The sequence below is a fragment of the Kitasatospora acidiphila genome (genome assembly GCF_006636205.1).
Taxonomy (GTDB): Bacteria; Actinomycetota; Actinomycetes; order Streptomycetales; family Streptomycetaceae; genus Kitasatospora; species Kitasatospora acidiphila.
Genome location: NZ_VIGB01000003.1, coordinates 6916464 through 6936710, shown reverse-complemented (window position 1 = coordinate 6936710; position 20247 = coordinate 6916464). Strand labels below are relative to the sequence as shown.

Sequence of the window (20247 nt, the reverse complement as noted above, 5' to 3'; positions counted from 1 at the left end):
GGGACAATTCAATGATCATCGACGTGGCCATCGCGGGCGGCGGACCGAACGGTCTGATGCTCGCCTGCGAACTCGCCCTGGCCGGCGTGCGGCCCGTGGTGCTGGAGCAACTCACCGAACCCAGCAGGGAGCCCAAGGCCAACGGGCTGGTCGGTCAGGTGGTCCGGCTGCTCGACCACCGCGGCCTCCACCAGCGGATCACCGGGTGCCCGGACGCACCGACACCGAGGCCCGGCTACATGTTCGGCGCGTTCCCGCTGGACCTCACCGGCCTCGACCCCAACCCGCTCCACATCCTGCCGGTGCAGCAGCGCGAGCTGGAAGCCCGGCTCGCCGAGCGGGCCGAGGAGCTGGGCGTCGAGGTGCGGCGCGGGCATCGGCTCGACTCCTTCGAGCAGGACGCGGAGGGAGTCGACCTTCAACTGGCAGGCCCCGACGGCCCGTACCGGCTGCGGGCCCGCTACCTGGTCGGCTGCGACGGCGGGCGCAGCACCGTGCGCAAGCTGGCGGGCATCGCCTTCCCGGGGGTGAGCGGGCCCGAGGTGGTCCACCGCGCCGCCCATGTCACGCTGCCCGCCGGCTGGGTGGACGAGCGGACCGGCGCATTGGACGTCCCGGGCCACGGCCGGATCGCACCGGCCGGCTACCACCGCACCGAGCGCGGCGTCTTCGTCTTCGCCGCCGTCGAGCCGGGCAAACCGCTGGTCGCCGTCCTGGAGTGGGAGGAGGCCCCCAAGGCCCAGCAGATTCCCGAACCACCCTTGACCTTCGAGGAGTTGAGCGAGGCCGCCGGGCGGGTGCTGGGCGCCGAACTTCCGCTCGCCGCACCGACCAGCCCGGGCCCGCACCTGCTGCGCCGCCACCGCGGCGGAAACACCCGCCTGGCCGAGCGCTACCGCAGCGGGCGGGTGCTGCTGGCCGGCGACGCCGCCCATGTGCACTCGGCGGTCGGCGGCCCCGGCCTCAACCTCGGCCTGCAGGACATCGCCAACCTCGGCTGGAAGCTGGCCGCCGAGGTGCACGGCTGGGCGCCGCCCGGCCTGCTGGACAGCTACCAGAGCGAGCGCCGCCCGGTCGGCGAGCGGGTCTTCATGCACTCCCAGGCGCAACTCGCGCTGATGGCCCCGGGCACGCCGTCACCGCGCTGCGGACGCTCTTCGGCGAACTGCTGACCGACCCGGCCAACACGCGCCGCATCGCCGAGCTGCTGGCGGGCTCCGATCTGCGCTATCCGGTCGACTGCGCACACCCGTTGGCCGGGCGGTTCGTCACCGAGCTGCCGCTGAACGGCCCACGAGTCGCCGAACTGCTGCGCAGCGCCCGGCCGTTGCTGCTCGACCTGAGCGCCGAGGGCCGGTTCGCACCGGCGGCGCACGGCTGGCGGAACCGCGTGGCGGTGCAACGGGCCGACTGCCCGGGCGAGTCGACCGCGGCGCTGCTGATCCGGCCCGACGGGTACGTGGCTTGGGCAGCCGACGACCACGACGGGGACCCGAAGGCGCTTCACGAGGCGCTCACCAGCTGGTTCGGAGAGCCGCTCGCCGACTGACCCGGGGAGCGGGCCGGGCTCTCGACAGGTCCGTCACCACTGATCGGCGGACCCGTTATTTCGATGGCCCGGCCTTCCGTCCGCTCCTACAGTGGCACCCACGCCCATTCACGGAGTCGATCATGCGCACGCACTATCCCCGGACGCCCCACCTGCCCTGGTCGCCGGGCGCTTCCGGGGACGACGTCCGCACCGGTGACCTGTCCGGCCTGCGCGGCCTGGAGGTGGTGGTCACCGAGAAGCTCGACGGTGAGAACACCACCCTCTACCAGGACGGCCTGCACGCCCGTTCGCTGGACTCCGCGCACCACCCGTCCCGCACCTGGGTCAAGGCGCTGCAGGGGCGGATCGGCCCGAGCATCCCGGCCGGTTGGCGGATCTGCGGCGAGAACCTGTACGCCCGGCACTCGATCCCGTACCGCGAACTGGCCGGCTTCTTCTACGGGTTCTCCGTCTGGAACGGTCAGGACCGCTGTCTGGACTGGGATCTGACGGTTCGTTGGCTGCGCGCTCGGGGCATACCGGTGCCGCCGGTGCTGTGGCGCGGGGTGCTGGACGAACGGGCACTGCGGGCCCTGAAGCTCGACCTGGACCGCCAGGAGGGCTATGTGGTGCGCAGCGTCGCGGGGTTCGCCCGGGCCGAGTTCGGGCGGCGGGTCGCCAAGTGGGTCCGGGCCGGCCATGTGCAGACCAGCACGCACTGGATGCACGCGGCCGTGGTGCCCAACGAGCTGGGCCCGGCCGCCGCACTCTGGGCGGTCCGCTCCGGCGCGGCGGCCGAGCCGGGCCAGCTGCTGGCGGCACTCGGAGTGACCGGGGGCCTCGAACTCGGTTCGCCGGAGCGCCGGGTGGCCGCGGTCGCCGAGCGGCTCGACGTGCTGGGGTGCACGGGAGACGCCCGGCTCGCCGGCGTGCTCGCCGCGCTGCTGCACGGCACCCCTCGGAGTCGACTGGCCGGGCGGCTGGCCCCGGTCGTCGGCATGCCGCTGGCCCGGCGGGTCGCCGATCTGGTCGGGCTGCACGACCGGGTGCTGCGGCCGTACCCCGACCAGGATCGCCCGACCGGCCTGCGGCGCTTGGCGATCGCGGCCGACCTCGGAGTGCTGCACGCGGTGGCGGCGGCCGTCGCGGCAACCGATGAGGAACGCGAGCAGGTCGAGTGGTCCGCGCTGCACGCCGAGGACGCCGGGCTGCTCGGCCCCGCACCGCTGGCACCGCTGCGCACCGAGCTGCGCGCGGAGTTGGCCGGGCTGGACGCCGAGGTGGTGGACCGCTGCTGGGCGCAGGCCCGGGAGGCGTTCGCGGCCGGGCGGCTCAGCACGGCGGCGGAGGCGGTGGCCGCCACCTGGCGCTGGCGGGATGGCCGGTTCCCCCGGCTGATCCAGCTGGTCGGCCCGTCCGGCAGCGGCAAGAGCGTCTTCGCCCGGCATCTCAAGGGAGTTGACTGCTTCGTCGCACTGGACGAACTGCGGACCGACCGGGGTGACCGCGCCGACCAGCGCGCCAACGGCGAGGTGCTGCGCGACGGACTGGCCCGGCTGGACGCCGCGTTGGCGGCCGGTGGCACGGTCGTCTGGGACGCCACCTCGCTCAACCGGCACCAGCGCGCCCAGGTGCACGCGGTGGCGCAGCGCCGCGACGCGCTGACCACCCACGCGGTGCTGCTCGCCGACGAGGCCAAGCTGCGCCGCCGCAACGCCGTCCGCGAGCACCCGGTGCCCGAGAGCGTCCTCACCACCCAACTACGCCGGTTCACCCCGCCCTACCCCGGCGAGGCCCACCGCACCTGGTACATCGGGCCGGGCGGCACGGTCGAGGACACGGACGACGCGCAGATCGACGACGGGCCCCTCAGTGACGTGCGGTTCGACCACGGGTGGCCCGGCGGCGCGCGGTTCGATCACGGGTGGTCCTGCGACGGGCGGATCGGTGGCGCGCGATCCGCCGAGGCGCCGCTCGACGGTGGGCCGCTCGGCGACGCCCAGCTCACCGAGGAGTACTGATGCGCACCAGCGAGCAGATCTACCACCAGGTCCGCTGGGACCCGCGGTTCGACCCGGCCCGCTTCGTGCTCGGGGTGAGCCGGCGGCAGGCCGAGCCCAAGCGGATAGCGCTGCCGGCCTTCGTGCCGGGCGGCGACATCCCCTGGCACCGGGTGCTGTTCGTGGAGGCCGACGGGGAGTTGGTGTGGGACCGGGCGACCGGCCTCGACGTGCTGGACCGCGGCACGGCCGGCCGGGCCCGCGAACCGCGCCGACTGGGCGCGCCGTTCTTCAGCGCCCGCCCGGCCTACCGGTGGGACGACGCGGCCGGTGCCTGGCGTGCGGCCGAGGCGGCTCCCGAACTCCCAAGTGGCACAGCCGGGTTGCGTCCACGGGTGGTCACCTGGAACGTCCTGTGGGACCGCTACGACAGCAACCGGATCGCCACCGCGCAGCGCCGGCCGCTGCTGCTCGCCGCCCTCGCCGCCGCCGACGCCGATGTGATCGCCCTGCAGGAGGTCGAGCCCGCCCTGCTCGACCTCCTCCTCCGCACGCCCTGGGTGCGCGCCGACTACACGGTGAGCTGCGCCCCGGACGGTCGGGACGTCACCGAGCACGGCCTGCTGCTGTTGAGCCGACTGCCGGTGCGTGAGGCGGCGCTGCACAGCCTCGGCCCGCACAAGGCCGTCGCCGCGCTGACCGTGGAGACCGCCGCCGGCCCGCTGGTGGTCGCGGCGACCCACCTGAGCAGCGACCACTCGGACCACGGCGCGGCCAAGCGCGAGCGTGAACTAGCCGAGCTGGCCGATGGGTTGGCCGGAGCCCCGGGCGACCTGCTGCTGCTCGGCGACTTCAATGACGGCCGCGAGGGAGCTCAGGGACCAGGAGCGGCGCTGGGGATGCGCGACGCGTGGACCGAGGTGCACGGCGCGGCCTCACACACCCCGACCTTCGACCCGACCGCCAACCCGCTCGCCGCGATCTCCTCGCTGACCGGGCGGGCAGCGCGCCTGGACCGGATCCTGGTGCGCCCCGGCGGCCCGCGCGTGGTCGCCGCCGAGTTGCTCGGGCGCGTCGCCGGTCCGGACGGGCTGTTCGTGTCGGACCATTACGGTGTGGCGAGCCAACTCGATCTGGACGACCCGCCGGGCGGCGCGCTCGACATCGCGCCCACGGCGCGCACGGCGGTGGCCTGGCTCCCGCCGGACGAGTTGTGGCCCGCCATCCAGGAGGTGCGCCGCCGGCACGACCGCCAGATCCACCGCTGGCCGCCGCACGTCAACCTGCTCTTCGGCTTCGTCCCGGAGTCCGCGTTCGACCGCGCGGCACCGCTGGTCGCGGCGGCCGCCGCCGAGGTCGCGCCGTTCACGGCCCGGCTGGCGGGTGTGCACAGCTTCAAGCACCACGGCGATGCGACGGTCTGGCTCGACCCGGCGGCCGACAGCGAGGAGCCGTGGGCCGCCCTGCGGGACGAGCTGCTGCGGCGGTTCCCGCGCTGCCGGGGGCGCGCGCCGGGATTCACCCCGCATCTGAGCCTTGGGCGCAGTAGCGACCCGCAGGCCGTGATCTCTTTTGCGGATCGGCATCTTGACACCATGTGGGCTGATGTCGGCGCCGTGGTGCTGCTGTCCCGCCGGGGCGCCGGACCGATGCGTCCGCGTGCCGTGGTCGCGCTGGGCACGGGCGAGCTGCGGTGGCTGCCGGAGGCGCGGGGCGGCTGGCCGCCGTCGGGCGGGGAGCCCGATGCGGAGGCGGTCGACGCGGCGCTGGAGCTGGTGACACGGGCGCTGGCGGCAACGGGCGCCGTGCTGGAGGTCGTCGGCTCGCGCCGGATGGGGTGCGCGCTGGACGGGTCCGACCTGGACTTGGCGGCCGTGCTGCCGGGTGAGGAACGGCCTGCCGACATCGAGCAGCGCCTCACCGCCGTCCTGCCTGCGGGCACCGCCGTGCGCGAGGTGGTCGGTGCCCGGGTCCCCGGGCTGCGGTTCCGGCTGGGCGGGCTCGGCGTCGATCTGGTGCTGGTGAGTGCTGGGGCGCTGCCGCCCGCCGAGGCGGTGGACCGGCGCGCCGAGCTCGGGGAGTCGGCCGCGCTCGCGTTGAGTGCGGTGAGCGATGCGGACGCGGTGCGCGCGGCCGTCGGCGACCGCCACCCGGCGTTCGCCCGGCTGGCCCGCGAGGTGAAGGCCTGGGCCAAGGCACGCGGCCTGGACAGCGCGCCGTTCGGCGGACTGCCCGGGGTGGCCTGGGCCGTGCTGGCGGCCCGCACGGTGCTCGCGCATCCGGAGCTGGACGGCGACGCCCTGCGGTGCGCCTTCTTCGCCGACTGGGCGGCCTGGGACTGGCAGCGGCCGGTGAGCCTCGGGGCGGGGGACGGCGGTTCGTACCCGCCCGGCACCGTGCTGACGCCGTCCGAGCCGGTCCGCAGCTGCACGGGTCAGCTGCTGCCGGGCGGGCTGGAGCTGCTGGGCCAGGAGCTGTACCGCGCTTGGGAGTTGACGGAAGGCGGTGGTGATCCTGCCGACCAGCCGCTGGCCGGCCCGCCACTGCACCGCCGCCACGCGGGCTGGGCGACCGTCTCCCTGCGGGCCGCCGACCCCGAGGCGTTCGAGAAGCTGCTCGGCCGGATGCGCGGTCGGCTGCTGACCCTGCTCGCCGCCCTCGCCGAGGACTCCCCCGACCTGCACGCCTGGCCGCGCCCCTTCGAAGCCGGCCCGACGTCGGCCCGGTTCGCGATCGGCCTCGGCCAGACCCCGCCCGACCCCGCCCGCCTCGCCGAACTCGTCGCCCCCTGGGTCGCCGGCCTGCCCGGAGTCACCGTCGAGTGGCAACATGGCGGCGACGTACCCACCTTGCGTTGACCCGGACCAGCCTGGAGGACCGATGACCGTCATCACCGGCTACCTGAGCGCCGCCGAGCAAGCGGTAGCTCTCGTGGCTCACCCGGATGTTGCCGCAGCCTGGCAGCAACCAAGCGCGCTGCCGGAGATGACGGTCGGCGCCCTCGCCGGCCACCTCGCTTACCAAATCCTCAGCGTCTCGGCCTTGTTGGCCGCCCCCGAGTCCGCCGAGCCGCCGATCCCGCTGCTGGACCACTACGAGCGCGCCGCCTGGATCGGCGCCCCGCTCGACAGCGAAGCCAATGCGGGCATCCGGGCGCACGCCGAGCAGCACGGCACCGAGGGCCCGGCGCCCCTGGTTGTCCGGGCCCGCGCCGCACTTGCCGAGCAGCACGGCGAGTTGGCGAAGCGGACCGGTGCGGAGGTGCTGTTCCTGCCGCAGACGGGATGGGCGCTGCGACTTGAGGACTTCCTGGCCACCAGGCTGGTGGAACTGGTGGTGCATCAGGACGACTTGGCGGCCAGCCTCGGCTGGGCCACGCCCGAGTTCGCCGACGACGCCTACGACCCGGTGCTCGCGCTGCTGTCCCGCCTGGCCACTCGGCGCCACGGTCAGGGCGCGATGCTGCGGGCGCTGACTCGGGCGGAGCGGGCGCCGGGGGCGATCAACGTGTTCTGATCACGACGCCGGGACGCTGGAACGACGCCTCAGAAGGACGCCTTGACCGGCTCGTCCACCCGTCCCACCGACTCCTGCTGGAACCGCTGGTCGTAGTCGCGGCGGATCTCCTCGACTGCGGCGCCGGCCGTCCTCCCCTTGGAAGTCGGGTACAACAGCGTGATCACGTAAGACCGTTCATGCTCGATCACGCCGTGGCTGTCCCGGTACTGGCCGCGCGCCTGCTCGACGGTGAGGCCGTCGGGGAAGCGCGGCGTGACCTGGGAGTCGATGAAGTCCTGGAACTCCTGGTCGGTGACGGCAGTACCGCCATTGGGCCGCTCAGTGCCGAAGAACAGCTCGGTGCGGGTGTACGGGTCGCGCGGCGCGGTCGGCGCATCGGCCGCGCCGGCGACGGGGGCAAGGGTCGCCCCCGTCACCAGCACGGCGACACCCGCGAGCAGCCCGGCCCAAGTCCTGGTCTCCATGGCCTGGTTAACGGCCGACGAGGCCATGGGATGCACTGGTTCAGCCGTACGGGCGAAGACCTTTCATGCCGCAACGCGGTCAGGTCATCCGAGCAGCGTGGAGCGCCAGCGATCGGGCACCGTGTCACGGTCACCGAACTCGACGGCATCGGCGCCCGCGAACGCCGCCAGGTCCGTGAGTTCCGCGGTGATCGCCCGGCGCAGCGCCGCGGTCGGCTTGACCTCCGGCTCCAGCCACAGGCCCTCGATGGCCAGGACCCGCCGGCGCCGGTCGATCCGGGGAGCGACCCGGCCGACCAACTGGTCGCCGTGCAGCACGGGCAGCACGTAGTAGCCGAACTTCCGCTGCGCCTTGGGCACATACATCTCGTTGCGGAAGTCGAACGACCACAGTCGCCCGGTCAGCCGCCGATCGTTGATCATGTTGTCGAAGGGCGAGAGCAGCGCCGTGCGCCCCTCCCAGTCGCCGACCCGGATCGCCTCCAGCCGGCTCAGCGAGTCGGCGTGCACGTACCAGGTCTCGGACGCCGGGGCGCCCTCGATCCGCACCGGCTGGATGCGGCCCTGCTTCGTCAACTCGTCGAGAACGCCGGGCAGATCGACGTACTGATCGGGCAGGAAGTACTGCTTGACGTCCAGTGCACGGGCGAGCCCACGGGCGCGCAGCGAGTGCTCGACGGCGGCGGTCACCATCGCGCGCGGCGCCAGCGGCTCGCGGACGACGTCGGGCGGCAGGCAGGCGTCGGGGAGCCCCCACAGCCGCCGCCCGCCGGCCCGTGCCGCGATCATCACCTTGCCCTGACGCCAGAGGAACCCCAGCATCCGTTCGACGTTGCGGCCGTTCGTCCAGCCGCTCGACGGCCAGTCGACCACCGCGCAGTCCTCGAACGCGTCGGTGGGCAGGGGCTCGCCTTCGCCGAGGTGGTCCAGCACATGCCTGCGGAGCCGGTCGTTGGCCGCGATCCAGGCGTCGATCTTCTCACCGCCGCGCTGGGGGTAGGCGTCCATCACCACCCGGTGCTGGGGGTAGTCCTCGGACAGGACGATGGCCGCGGCGTGCGCCCAGTACTCGAACAGCCAGCGGTCGCGCCAGCACACCTCGTCGAAGGCGGCCACACCCTGCGCGCCGAGCCGACTCCACAGCACGAGCTCGTGGCTGCGGGCGACGACGCTGATCGGATCCAGCTGGAGGAAGCGCAGCGACCGGCACACGGCGCGCACCCCCTCGGCGCCGGCCGGCGGCCGGGCCCCGGACAGCAACTGCCGTGAGATGGCCAGCCGGCGCGCCTGCGCCTGACTGACCGCCACAACAGAGGGAGTCACTGCGCGTCGACGGAGTCGAGGAACTCGATCACGCGCTGGGTCAGGAGCGCGGAGGCGCCCGGGTCATGGGAGGGCAGCGAGCCGTCCGCGAACAGGTGCTGGTCTCCGGGGTACAGCAACAGCTCCGCGTCGGCGGCACCGGCGACGAGCGCGCGGGCGGCGTCGATGTCCTCGACGAAGAACGGATCGCCCTCCATCGCGTGCACCTGGACCGGCACACCACCGGGCCAGGCCGCGCTGAACTCGGAGACCGGGAGGCAGGCGGAGAACAGCAGCGCACCTCGGGCGCCCGGCCGGGTCTGCGCCAGCCTCTGGGCGGGGAGCACGCCGAGCGAGAAGCCTCCGTAGACGATCCCCCCGGGCAGGCCCTCGGCCGCGCGGACGCCGCGCTCGGTGATCTCGTCGAAGCCGACCTGCCGTGCGTAACCGACGCCCTCGTCAATGGAGTTGAACGTGCGCCCGTCGAACAGGTCCGGGGTGTGGGCGACGTGCCCGGCCGCCCGCAGCTGGTCGGCGAAGCCGACCACGCCGGGAGTCAGCCCCTGCGCGTGGTGAAACAAGACGATCTCTGCCATGCCCGAGTCGCTCCCGCCCCTCGATGTCGGCCTCGGTTGGCCGCACGATCGACAGGGATCCTAGAACAGACGTTCGACTCATGTCGATCGGCACGATCGGCACCCATGAGGTCGTAGTGCCCTGGGGGTCGCGCACATCCGCACCGCAGCAGAAAACCCAGGTGCCCCGCCCGCCACTCGTCCCTACGCTTCCCGCCATGGACAGCACCGGGGCCGAGCGCCTCCTGAACGTCGTGGATGTCGAAGCCACCTGCTGGGCCGGCGCCCAACCGCCGGGCGCGGTCAGCGAGATCATCGAGATCGGGCTGACCGTCGTCGACTTGACCACCGCCGAGCGCCTCGGCCGGCATCGGATCCTGGTGCGTCCCGCCCGGTCCACGGTCAGCGAGTTCTGCACCGAGTTGACCGGCCTCACGCAGCACGAGGTGGACCAAGGGGTGAGTTTCGCCGAGGCGTGCCGGCTGCTGGCGGCCGAACACCACGCCGGGTCCCGCCCGTGGGCCAGTTGGGGAGACTACGACCGCAAGCAGTTCACCCGGCAGTGCCAGGACACCCGCACGCCCTACCCCTTCGGCCGGCACCACACCAACGCCAAAGCGGCCTTCACCGAGGCATACGGGCTTCGCAAACGCCCAGGTATGGCACAGGCCTTGGAGATCGCCGGGCGGCGACTCGAAGGCCGTCACCACCGCGGCGAGGATGACGCCTGGAACATCGCCGCCCTCGTGCTCCACCTGTCCGAGCGGGGCGTCTGGCCGGATCCGTGCTGACCGAACGGTGATCGGCGCCCGTTCAAACCTCCGCGCTGTCGCCGGTGCGGCGGTTCAGGGCGGCGGCGATCCGCTTGCCGAGCTTCTGGCCGGGTATCTCGACCAGCCGGTACGTGAGTTCGCTGAACAGCAGGACCATCGCGATGAAGAACGCGGGCAGCAGCCAGCGGCCGGCGCCGTTGTCCGGGAAGTGGACGACCTTGTCCTTGAACCACCAGGTGGCCCAGAGGACCGGCAGGTGCACCAGGTACACCGAGTAGCTGATCTTGCCGAGCCAGGTCAGCACCCGGGGCCAGCGCCGGTTGCGCAGCAGCATCCCCAGCCCGAAGGTCGCCCACGCCCCCACGTAGGCGAGGGAGAAGCCCTGCCAGCTGCCGGTCCAGGTGATCTTCTGGGCATCCGGGTTGTCGTAGAAGTAGCCGACCAGGAAGCCGGTGGTCAGCACGAACGCGCAGCAGATCCAGGCCAGGCTGCGGTCGATCTGGCGCTGCTCGGCGCGGAAGATGACGGTGCCGGCGAACATCGTGGCCAGGATCGTCATGCTCTCGAAGAAGGTGGAGCGGGCGTTGATGAAGAGCAGCGCCGCGCCGAGACCGCCGAGCAGCATGGCGCCGATCCGGATCAGCTGCGGGCGGCCGAGCGTGATCAGGACCAGGCCGGTGAGCATCAGCAGCCCGGTGGCCGCGATGATGTGGTGCGTCGGGCCGGGAGCCACCCACGCCGCCTTGGGCGTGATCAACTGCGGCTTCCACCAGGCGCCGAGCAGCAGCGCGGCGCCGGCGAAGAAGAGCGAGATCGGGGCGCTCTGGCGGTGGCGGCCGTTGACGAAGAGCGCGCTGACGAAGAAGTAGAAGACCATCTCGTAGCAGAGCGTCCACATCGAGCCCAACGCGCTGGCGATGTTGGTCATTTCGTGCAGCAGCGTGAGGTTCGCCAGGTACGCCCAGAACGGGCGGTCGGTGACCTGCGACGGCACGGCCGAGTAGTCCTTGGGGAGCAGCACGGCCGCCAGCGTGACGGCGATGATGACCAGCGGGTAGATCCGGAAGATGCGGCCCACCCAGAACCCCCGGACGTCACCGCGCCGTTCCAGCGAGGCGGGCACGATGTAGCCGCTGACCAGGAAGAACAGCATCACCGGATAGAGGCCGAGATCGAAGTGCTTCTCGAAGTCCTTTCCCCCGGGGATCCAGTCCGCCAGTCCGAAGTGGTGGATCGCCACCAGCAGCGCCGCGATCCCGCGCAGGCCGTCCAGCCAGCCGAGCCGAGCGCTGTTCGGTCGGGCCGCCTTGCCGGCGGGGGGTCTCGGGGCGGTCGGTGCCGTCTCCGGCACGGAGAGAGTGCCACTCATTGTGTGTTCACCAACCAGTCAGCAGATAGCGGAAGATGACGTTGCATCAGGAACCTCGCTCGGACGCGTCCCAGTGGTTCGGGGCATCACGGGGCATGGGCGGGCACAGGAGGTTGCGCGCGCCGTCGGCGGGGACTCGTCGAGCCCTGTGAAGCAGCATACCGAGTATGCATACCTCGTATGCAAGAGGCTGATCAGCGGGATCACCCCGCCTGAGCTTGTGACACGCTCGTTACCAACAGCCGACTACCGTTGCTCCGCATGACCCACACCGAGATGGACATCACCGCGGAGTTGGTCCGGGAGCTGCTGCGCGACCAGCACCCCGACCTGGCCGACCACCCCGTGCAGCTCGGCGCGCGCGGTTGGGACAACCAGCTGTGGCGGCTCGGCGACGACCTCGCCGTGCGGCTGCCCTGGGCGACGGAGTCCGCCGATGCACTGCTGCGCAAAGAGCACGCCTGGCTGCCGGCCCTCGCTCCGCGGCTTCCGCTGCCGGTCCCCGTCCCGCAGCGCCTCGGTGAGCCCTCCGAGCGGTTTCCACGGCCCTGGATCGTCACCACCTGGGTGCAGGGCGAGCCCGCCGACCGCGCCCCCGCCACGCGCGCTGCGGAGGCGGCCGACACCTTGGCCGCCTTCCTGACGGAACTTCACCAGCCCGCTCCCACCGGGGCGCCCGCCGGTCGCTACCGGGGCGGACCGCTGGCCGAGTACGCCGAGGGGTTCGCCGCGCAGCTCGCCTCGGCCACCGAGCTGGGGCTGCTCCCCGACCCGGACGCGGTGCGCGCCGTATGGGAGGACGCCGCCGCGGCGCCCGACTGGGCCGGCCCCGCACTGTGGCTCCACGCCGACCTGCATCCGGCCAACGTCCTCACCGCGGACGGCACTTTCTGCGGCGTGATCGACTTCGGCGACCTCTGTGCGGGCGATCCCGCCTGCGACCTCGCCGCCGCGTGGCTCCTGCTGCCGGACGGCGCCGCCGACCGCTTCCACGCCGCGTACCAGCCGACCCCGGACGCGGCGACCCTGCGCCGCGCCCGCGGCTACGCGGTACTGAAGGCCCTCTCCTGCATCCTCATCGGAGACGCCGGCGACCACGGCCGCCCCGGCGGCAAGCCCACCTGGGGCCCACCCGGCCACGCTGCGCTGCGGCGCCTCATCGCAACGGCCGGGCGCTGATCGATCGGCCTTACGTGCTCGCACACCCCTGACGGGGCGTTCCATCGTTGATTCCGGAGGTCACGTTCCGCGCCAGGTAGGGTGTTCTCCGCCGGCGAGCCGATGGGTCATCAGATGGTGATCGTCCATCGAGGAGCACCGGAGCAACCAGCGCTCCAGCCCCGCGCGGGCGGGGTCTGCGTACGACCCCCACTCGGTGAGCGGCCGACCGGCGGGCTACAGGTGCTCGGCCAGCGCCCGGCGCACCCGCTGCCAGGCATCCTCGGCGCTGGCGGGGTCGTGGTCGGCGGGCCGGTCGGCACAGGCGAAGCCGTGGCGGGCGCCGGGGTAGGTGACCAGCTCGTGCGCCACCTTCGCCTCGGTCAGCCGCTGCTCGGCGGCCTGCCACTCCGCCGGCGGGAGGATGTGGTCCAGATCGCCGCAGAAGCCCAGCACGAAGACGCCGTTCCCGGCGATCCGCTCCGCGGTCTCCAGCGGCGGCACCGGACCGACCAGCGGCATCCCGGAGTTGAGCAGCCAGCCCGGGTAGAAGACGGCCGCCAGCTCGAACCGCAGCTCGGTGGCCGCCCGCACCGCGATGTGCCCGCCCATGCTCAGCCCGAGGAAGGCCACGCCGTGCCCGCCGGCCTCCGCCCGGGCGAACGCGAGTGCCTCGCCGGCGTCCGCCACCAGCTGGTCGCGGCCCAACGCGCGCATCAGCACCATGCCGGTGTCGCGCTCCTCGGCCGAGTAGCCGAGCTCGGTGCGCCGGGCGTCGCGCCAGTAGTAGTCCGGCGCGATCGCCAGGTACCCGAGCCCGGCCAGCTCGGCACAGATCCCGCGCACGTACTCGTTCACCCCGTACAACTCCGAGCAGACCACCACCGCACCCCGCGGCTCGCCCGCCGGCCGCTGGACGTACGCCTCGATGCCACCCGGTGTGTTGAGTTCCTGCCACTGACCCGTCATCAGTTCCCCCGTGGGTATTGGTCGGACGGTGATCACCGACATCGTATTGGCGCCGCGGGGTCACGGCGGCGTCGGGAGTTCTGATGAGCGTCCCGGAACGCCCGGGTGGCCGACTCCCACCGCCCACCCGGGATGCCCCCGCCTCGTGGAACTCAACGGGCGGAGTCTGTCGCGGATTTGGCGAGTTGGGGTCCGTGGTGACGTGCATGGGGGACGATTAGTCAGATTGACGATCTGTCACACAGTGGCGGCGAAGGCACCACGCTTCACGCCCAGGACGAAGGCGGCGAAGCCCTCGGGAGTGAACATCAGGGCGGGGCCATCGGGGTTCTTGGAGTCGCGGACCGGGACGGCACTGGGGAGGCTGGCGGAGACCTCTACGCACTCACCGCCATTGTTGCTGTGAGACGACTTGAACCAGGAAGCGTTGGACAGGTCAGGGATCATGGAGCAAGCTCCCTTCGAGCTTTGCGAATCAGTGCCAGGGAGGGCGCCTTGGGCAGCGCTTCCACCAGTAGCTGATCGTACTCTCTCTCCCATCCCGCTACGGTCTGGCGCCTACGCTCAAGATGACCCTGAGTCTGCGATTCGGCATACCCGATTACGGTGCCGTCCGGCAGATCGAGGAGGATCACTGGCAACGTGAACGGTAGGTTCTCAGCGAGCGAGAAGGGCGCCACCTGGATGGTGATGTTCGGTCGGGCTGCTAGCTCAGCCAGGTGGTCGAACTGCTTGCCCATCACGACTGGACCGCCAATCGGTCGCGCCAGGCAGCTCTCGTCCAACACGGCATGGACGATGGGTGGCGACTTCTGCAGCAGAAGTTGTTGGCGCGTCAGCAGGAATTCCACCCGCTGCTCAGCCGCTGCGCGCGTGATGGCACCACGTTCCACGGCAGCTAGCGCTAGCGCCCAGGCGTAGTCCGGCACTTGGAAAAGTCCCGTAACTACCGTCAGCGCCAGCGCCCGCAGCCGCCGACACCGAGCCTCGGCGTCAGCGAACTCGGCGAAGCCCTCCAGTTGAGCGGCACGCGTGTAGCGCCGCCACAGTTCGAGGAACAGGTCGCCCGTACCGAACACCTCATCAGCTTTAACAGCGAACGGCCTTGTTGGGGAACGCTGTCCTCTTTCGAGGTACGAGATGAGGGTGTTCGAGTACCCCATCCGCTTGCCGGTCTCGACCTGAGACCACCGCCTCACCAGTCGTGACCTGCCGCGCGGTTACCCAGCGATCACAGGTTCAACTCCCGTCACCGCTACGAGAAAACGGCCCGGAGCAGACTGCTCCGGGCCGCTTTTCGACTCTGTCCTTGCGCGGAAATCGCGAGGCACGCCGGGGGTCATCTCCTGTCCGCCGCTCGCGGACCACATCGGTCCGGGTGCGCGTGCGCACCACTGCGCATCACCCCGACGACCCAACCACCGCCGGGAGTTGAGATGCGTGGGCAGTGGCCCAGGACCGGTTCGGTAACGGCCCGGTGTCGTGCCGATGATGTTGGTGAACGCCGCGATGAAGCTGCTGGGGTTGGCCCATCCGCAGGCGTAGGCGGTTCGGGTGGTGTCGTGGCCGTCGGCGAGGAGCACGAGTGCGTGGTGGATGCGTAGTTGCGTGCGCCACTCGTAGAAGGTCATGCCGAGTTCGCTGCGGAACAGCCGGCTGAGGGTGCGGCTGCTGGCTCCGATCGTCTTCCCGAGTTCGGCCAGCGTGGCGTTGTCTGCCGGCGTCTCGTGCAGCATCCGGGCGATGGCTTGCAGTCGGTCGTCCCGTGGCTCCGGCAGGTGCAGTGGCTGTTCGGGTGCTTCGCGGAGTTCATCGACGAGGACGCGATGGAGGCGGGAGCGCGCGGAGCGGCTGTAGTCAGGCGCGGCATCCCCGCAAGCGCGGGGCCTGGTCAGGGCGAGCAGGACCTCGCGGGCGAGGCCGGAGGCCAGGAACACGGCGGGATGGTCCGGTATGAGCCGGGCGAGGGATGGCGCGAGGAAGACGATCCGCATATCGGTGTCGCCGTGGGCGCGGTGGTGGTGCGTGAACTCGGCGGGGGTCCAGGCGACCCGGTTGGCGGGAACGATCGACGTGCCGCGCTCGGTGTGAACTGCCAGGACGCCGCTGGCTGCGTAGACCAGGTGTCCCCGTGCGTGCGACTGCAGTGCGCTTGCTCCGCCGGACGGCCAGAGGTGGCGCCCGCCAGTCGGCCACATTTGCGACGTCACACCGGCGTTGCGGCGAGGTTGGCCGTGAACAGGCATCAGTTGGCGTCCTATCGGTAACAAGCCACACCTTGATCTGGTGACACTACTTCCATGCCGCGTGGCCTTCGGTCGCGCACAGCGCCCGACCGGATTGACCGGACCACATGGCATCGAGGCAGCGTGCCTCGATGCCGCGGCTTGCGAGAGAACCTGAGAGAGAAGGAGAAGCTCATGGCGACGTTCGTCCTTGTGCCCGGCGCTTGGAAGGGCTCCTGGTCGTTCGAGGCGGTGGTTCCGCTGCTGGAGCGTGCCGGTCACACCGTTCACGCCCTGACCCTGACCGGTCTAGGGCCCGACGACGACAACGCGACGGTCGCGACCGCCAACCTCGACACGCACGCCGACGACGTGTTGCGGCACCTCGATCGCAACCACATCACCGACGCGACCCTGGTCGGCCACAGCTACGCCGGGATGGTGGTCGCCGCCGCAGCCGATCGCGCCGGCGGCCGGATCTCACGACTGGTGCATCTCGACGCCTACGTGCCGCGCGATGGCGAGTCGTGCTGGTCGGCGACGAACGAGCACTTCCGGGAAGTGTTCGCTACCGGCGCTGCGGCCACCGGCTACGCCGTCCGACCGCCGGGCGGCGGCGATCCCCGCCGCCGCCCGCATCCCTTCGCCTCGTTCCTGCAGACGATCCGGCTCACCGGCACGCTCGCCGCGATCCCCCGTCGGGAGTTCATCTACTGTTCGGGGTGGGAGGACCGGACGCCGTTCGCTGAACTCCGCACCCGTCTCCAAGCCGATCCCGAGTGGCAGGTCCACGACCTCCCGACCGGCCACGACGCCATGCACGAGGCCCCGGAGGCGGTCGCCGCACTACTGCTCGGCGACTGAACCGCGGATGCATCGACGCATGGACGACAGGCTTGCCATCGTCCACGACAGCGGATTCAGCGCTGGCGCGGCAGCGCACAGATCACCAGGCATGACCTGAGACGGCAGCCGCGCCATCGACCTCTACAACCCCGGCAACTGCTTCACATTCCTAACTACCGCGCCCGGCAGCCCCGTTGTCGACGCAGTCCAATCCGTCGCCAGTCGCGCGCTGCCGAAGCAGGGGCTCGGCCGCGGGTGGGAGTCCTTGATCGCCGTCTGCAGCACCGCCGTTTGGAGCAGCGCGGCGATGGCCGCCACCGGCAGGACGGCGTAGAGCAGGGCGTGCCCGCCGCTGAACTGGCGCGACTTGGCCCGCATCACGGCGACCAACTGCCAGCCGCCCCAGCCGACAGCACCGATGCCCAGCACCAGACCGGCCCAGGCGAGGGGCAGGACGTAGCCCGGTGCACCAGGGCTGTTCTGGCACTTGCGCAGCAGCGCTCCTATGTCATCGTCCGCCAGCAGCGTGGGAACGGTGCATGCCCAGGCCGCAACGACCAGGGCCAGGGAGTACCGGGCCTTGAGCCACCCCGGTGTCCGATTGACATCGACGTCGATCACTGTCTCTCACCAGTCCGGATTCACGCGCACGAAGTGCAGCTTCTGGTGGCCGCGCCCCTCCTGGAAGGCGTCCATGCGACCACCGATGCTGACGTCCCGCTGGTCGCCGCTGTGCTGGGTGTAGCGGATGTCGCCGTCCGGGGTCACGGCCGTGACGACCGCCGTGTGGTGGATGACGCCCTTGCCGTCCTGCGAGTCCTGGCTGGAGTCCTCCTCGTAGTAGACGAGGTCGCCGGGCTTCACCTGGTCCGGCGGGATCTCCTGACTGCCGTGGCGCATCATGAAGTCGTGCATGTTCTGCGCACCGGCCCAGCTCTTCGAGTAGTCGGTCCGCTGGGAGAGCCAGTCGCTGCCCGGGTCGTCGCTGCGGCCCCAGGTGTCGTCACCGCGCCAGCCCCACCAGGAGTCCCACTTGGGCTTGAGGCCGCCTTGGAGCAGCGCCTCGGAGGCGAAGTCGGTGCAGTTGTCGTCGAACCTGTCGACGCTGTGGTCGTTCCAGTGGTCGAGCGCCCACTGCACCATCTTGACCCGGTCGTACTTGGCGTCGGGGCCACCGCGCAGCTGCAGCTTCACGTCGTCGGGGATGCCGGGGAGGTTGGCCAGCTCCACCGGGTTGGAGAGCATCAGCTGCTGGCGCTGGTCGTCGGGCAGGGCCTTCCACCAGTCGGCGACCAGGCGCGGGTCCTGGCCGTCGGGGATGCCGCCCTTGTACTCGTTGATCTCAACCTGGGAGGCCTCGTTCTGGAGGTCGTTCAGCGCCTTGTCCGGGTCGGTCTCGCAGGTGGCGTTGCCGAGCTTCTGGAGTTCGGCGGCCGCCTGCTGGTCGGCCTGGGTGGCCTCGCGCAGCGCCTCCTGCACCATGGCGTTGACCTCCTGGACGACGGAGTCCAGGGAGGAGTCCGCGCCGCCGGAGGCCGCGTGGACCGTTCCGGACGCCTCGTCGACGGTCAGCCCGTAGCCGTTGGCCATGGAGAGCGCGGAGTTCAGCAGCTGCTGGGCCCGGTTGATCTCGGCGCCGAGACCGTCGAGAACCATGGCGACACCGCGCATGATGTCGGCACCGGCCTCCAGGGCGCGGGCCTGCTCCTCGAGCTTCTGACCGGCGGCGGCGCCGACGCGGTCCTTCCAGTTCGCCTTGAGCGGGTCGACACCGTTGTCGTGGATGTCGTTGACGGCCTGCCAGCACTCCTTGGAGAGGGACATCCAGCCGCCGGCGGCGGCATCGACGTCACCGCTGTTGGCGGCCTTGAGAGTTGCGATGTCCACGATCAGCTCTCCGTCGAATTCAGGTCGGTCAGAGCCTCGGCGATGCGACGGTTGGCCTCCTGCTCGGCCGCGTCGTAGGACTGCGCCGAATCACGCAACTGTCCGGCATAGGTATGAAGTTGGTCGACGATCGACTTGATGTGCGTCTGCCAATTGTCCGCGCAGGCTTTGAGCGCGGGTCCGGACTGCCAGCCGGCCATGGAGGCCGCGGCGGTCGAACTGGCGTCGAGCCAGTGCCCGGCGGCCGGCCCGACCTGTCCGGCCGTGGTCTGCAGGTTGTCTGCCGAAGTCCGCAGCGTACCCGGGTGAACGCTGATGTCGCTCATGTATCCCCATGCTTTCCCCGTCGCCCTGGAGGTCGGATCTCCTCCCAGGGCCGCTGCAACCCATTGTGACAGGTCGTGGAGGGGGGCGGCGGCATTCACGAGGCGTATCCCGACCATCCAGAGGCGCATCCCGACTATCCATCCGAGACTCAAAGCCCTGCACCGCGGCCCATTTCAAAAATCAGATCGTCCGCCGTCCACGAGCAAGTCCTGTCGGGGTTGCGCCCCGGCGGCACGGCGGGCCGGCGGCACGGCGCCCCGGCAGCACGGCGCCCCGGCGGGCCCGCCGGGGCACAACCCCCGTGCTACGCCCGGCCGTCGCCGGCCTGGCGTGCCTCCGCGAGCGCCAGCCCCGTAACCGACAGCAGCAGCACCCCGGTCCCGGCCACCGTGGCCGGCGCCAGGTGCTCACCGAGCAGCGCCACGGCGATCACTGCCGCGCTCACCGGTTCGATCAACGCGATCACCGACGCCGTCGTGGCGCGGACCACGGCCATGCCCGCGAAGTACAGGCCGTAGCCGAGCGCGGTCGGCACGGCGGCGATGTAGACCAGCAGCAGCACCGTCCGGCCCAACCCCTCGGCCTGCGGCAGCAGTCCGCTGCCGGCCGCGAACGGGAGCAGCAGCACCGCGCAGACCAGGAAGGAGTAGAGCGTGCTGGCCAACGGGTCGGCGGTGACGCCGCGTTGCGCCGACCGCCGCCCGTACAGCGTCATGCAGGCGTACCCGGCGGCCGAGGCCAGCGACCAGGCGACCCCGCCCGGCCGCACCGCCCCGCTGCCCGCGCCGCCCAGCATCAGTACCGCCAGGCCGGTGACCGCCCCGGCCACCGCCGTCGCCCCGGCCAGGCCCAGCCGCTCCCGCAGCAGTACCCGGGCCCCGAGGGCCACCAGGACCGGCGCCGCGCCCAGCGTCACCACGGTGGCGACGGCAAGCCCCGTGCCGGCCACGGCCTCGAAGTAGGCGATCTGAAAGAGCGTCAATCCAAGTCCGTTGATGGATAGTTGGCTGAACGGTGGCCGCTTCGGCAGCCGCCGTCCGCGCACCGCGCAGGCGAGCAGCAGCAGTGCCACCCCGCCCGCCGAGCGCCAGAAGGTGAGCGCCACCGGGCCCAGGCCGCTGCGCCCGTAGAGCAGCGCGGCGGCGGCACCGGCGGTGCCCCAGGAGGTGGCGGAGACGAGCAGGTAGCAAACGCCGCGCCCGACGGTGAGGGTACGCGGAGCCGACAGGGGTGTCGCAGACAAGGAGGTCTCCCACAGGGACGAGAAATGGTCGCGTGCTCTCGTCTGCGGGCAGCACCGAC

General features: G+C 71.6%; 20 protein-coding genes. 8 read left to right on the top strand and 12 right to left on the bottom strand.

From position 1 onward, the window contains the following. Positions 1-11 precede the first annotated feature (11 nt). The 5 genes from E6W39_RS32865 to E6W39_RS32850 all read left to right on the top strand — a co-directional run bounded on the left by E6W39_RS32865 (position 12) and on the right by E6W39_RS32850 (position 7047). Positions 12-1172, top strand: coding sequence for an FAD-dependent monooxygenase (locus E6W39_RS32865; protein WP_228718457.1), 1161 nt, complete (start codon positions 12-14; stop codon positions 1170-1172). A gap of 80 nt (positions 1173-1252) precedes the next feature. Continuing rightward, positions 1253-1549: an aromatic-ring hydroxylase C-terminal domain-containing protein gene (locus E6W39_RS42195; RefSeq protein WP_228718456.1), complete on the top strand. Its 297-nt coding sequence runs from the start codon at positions 1253-1255 to the stop codon at positions 1547-1549. Between the two features lie 122 nt (positions 1550-1671). After that, positions 1672-3552, top strand: a complete 1881-nt coding sequence (locus E6W39_RS32860) for an RNA ligase family protein (protein ID WP_141636586.1) — start codon at positions 1672-1674, stop codon at positions 3550-3552. Next, positions 3552-6389, top strand: a complete 2838-nt coding sequence (locus E6W39_RS32855; protein ID WP_141636585.1) for a poly(A) polymerase — start codon at positions 3552-3554, stop codon at positions 6387-6389. The genes E6W39_RS32860 and E6W39_RS32855 overlap by 1 nt, the downstream gene beginning before the upstream one ends. A 22-nt stretch (positions 6390-6411) precedes the next feature. Then, positions 6412-7047 (top strand): maleylpyruvate isomerase N-terminal domain-containing protein, encoded by a 636-nt coding sequence (locus E6W39_RS32850; RefSeq protein ID WP_141636584.1) that lies wholly within the window; start codon positions 6412-6414, stop codon positions 7045-7047. A gap of 29 nt (positions 7048-7076) precedes the next feature. Here the strand turns inward: E6W39_RS32850 and E6W39_RS32845 are convergent, their stop codons facing one another. From E6W39_RS32845 to E6W39_RS32835, 3 genes are all read right to left on the bottom strand, one after another. After that, a complete protein-coding gene (locus E6W39_RS32845; protein ID WP_141636583.1) occupies positions 7077-7514 on the bottom strand; it encodes a DUF3574 domain-containing protein in 438 nt (145 codons plus the stop codon). A gap of 84 nt (positions 7515-7598) precedes the next feature. Further along, the gene (locus E6W39_RS32840) at positions 7599-8822 is read right to left on the bottom strand and encodes a winged helix-turn-helix domain-containing protein (RefSeq protein ID WP_181799552.1); all 1224 of its coding nucleotides are present in this window, start codon (positions 8820-8822) and stop codon (positions 7599-7601) included. Positions 8823-8833: 11 nt separating this feature from the next. Further along, positions 8834-9412 (bottom strand): dienelactone hydrolase family protein, encoded by a 579-nt coding sequence (locus E6W39_RS32835; RefSeq protein WP_141636581.1) that lies wholly within the window; start codon positions 9410-9412, stop codon positions 8834-8836. Positions 9413-9609: 197 nt separating this feature from the next. Between E6W39_RS32835 and E6W39_RS32830 the strand changes: the two genes are divergently transcribed. After that, on the top strand, positions 9610-10182 hold the full coding sequence (locus E6W39_RS32830) for a 3'-5' exonuclease (protein ID WP_141636580.1): 573 nt from the start codon (positions 9610-9612) through the stop codon (positions 10180-10182). Between the two features lie 22 nt (positions 10183-10204). On the opposite strand, the gene E6W39_RS32825 is transcribed toward E6W39_RS32830, so the two are convergent. Then, a complete protein-coding gene (locus tag E6W39_RS32825; protein WP_141636579.1) occupies positions 10205-11533 on the bottom strand; it encodes an acyltransferase family protein in 1329 nt (442 codons plus the stop codon). Positions 11534-11794: 261 nt separating this feature from the next. Between E6W39_RS32825 and E6W39_RS32820 the strand changes: the two genes are divergently transcribed. Beyond that, the gene (locus tag E6W39_RS32820; RefSeq protein ID WP_141636578.1) at positions 11795-12712 is read left to right on the top strand and encodes an aminoglycoside phosphotransferase family protein; all 918 of its coding nucleotides are present in this window, start codon (positions 11795-11797) and stop codon (positions 12710-12712) included. Between the two features lie 216 nt (positions 12713-12928). Here E6W39_RS32820 and E6W39_RS32815 read toward each other — a convergent pair whose 3' ends face one another. The 4 genes from E6W39_RS32815 to E6W39_RS32800 form a co-directional block, all read right to left on the bottom strand. Then, positions 12929-13660, bottom strand: a complete 732-nt coding sequence (locus E6W39_RS32815) for a dienelactone hydrolase family protein (protein WP_181799551.1) — start codon at positions 13658-13660, stop codon at positions 12929-12931. Between the two features lie 237 nt (positions 13661-13897). Then, positions 13898-14107 carry a DUF397 domain-containing protein gene (locus E6W39_RS32810; protein ID WP_141636576.1) on the bottom strand — a complete coding sequence of 70 codons (210 nt, stop codon included), beginning with the start codon at positions 14105-14107 and terminating at the stop codon, positions 13898-13900. After that, complete coding sequence (locus E6W39_RS32805; RefSeq protein ID WP_323809122.1) at positions 14104-14859, bottom strand: helix-turn-helix domain-containing protein; 756 nt, start codon at positions 14857-14859, stop codon at positions 14104-14106. Before E6W39_RS32805 ends, E6W39_RS32810 begins: the two co-directional genes overlap by 4 nt. 21 nt (positions 14860-14880) lie before the next feature. After that, positions 14881-15906, bottom strand: coding sequence for an AraC family transcriptional regulator (locus E6W39_RS32800; RefSeq protein WP_228718455.1), 1026 nt, complete (start codon positions 15904-15906; stop codon positions 14881-14883). Between the two features lie 174 nt (positions 15907-16080). On the opposite strand from E6W39_RS32800, the gene E6W39_RS32795 reads away from it, so the two are divergent. Then, positions 16081-16749, top strand: coding sequence for an alpha/beta fold hydrolase (locus E6W39_RS32795; protein WP_141636574.1), 669 nt, complete (start codon positions 16081-16083; stop codon positions 16747-16749). 123 nt (positions 16750-16872) lie between these two features. Here the strand turns inward: E6W39_RS32795 and E6W39_RS32790 are convergent, their stop codons facing one another. From E6W39_RS32790 to E6W39_RS32775, 4 genes are all read right to left on the bottom strand, one after another. After that, positions 16873-17352 carry a hypothetical protein gene (locus tag E6W39_RS32790; protein ID WP_141636573.1) on the bottom strand — a complete coding sequence of 160 codons (480 nt, stop codon included), beginning with the start codon at positions 17350-17352 and terminating at the stop codon, positions 16873-16875. Positions 17353-17358: 6 nt separating this feature from the next. Then, positions 17359-18618: an amidase domain-containing protein gene (locus E6W39_RS32785; protein WP_141636572.1), complete on the bottom strand. Its 1260-nt coding sequence runs from the start codon at positions 18616-18618 to the stop codon at positions 17359-17361. A gap of 2 nt (positions 18619-18620) precedes the next feature. Next, the gene (locus tag E6W39_RS32780) at positions 18621-18944 is read right to left on the bottom strand and encodes a type VII secretion target (protein WP_181799550.1); all 324 of its coding nucleotides are present in this window, start codon (positions 18942-18944) and stop codon (positions 18621-18623) included. A gap of 305 nt (positions 18945-19249) precedes the next feature. After that, positions 19250-20188: a DMT family transporter gene (locus E6W39_RS32775; protein WP_141636570.1), complete on the bottom strand. Its 939-nt coding sequence runs from the start codon at positions 20186-20188 to the stop codon at positions 19250-19252. Positions 20189-20247 lie beyond the last annotated feature (59 nt).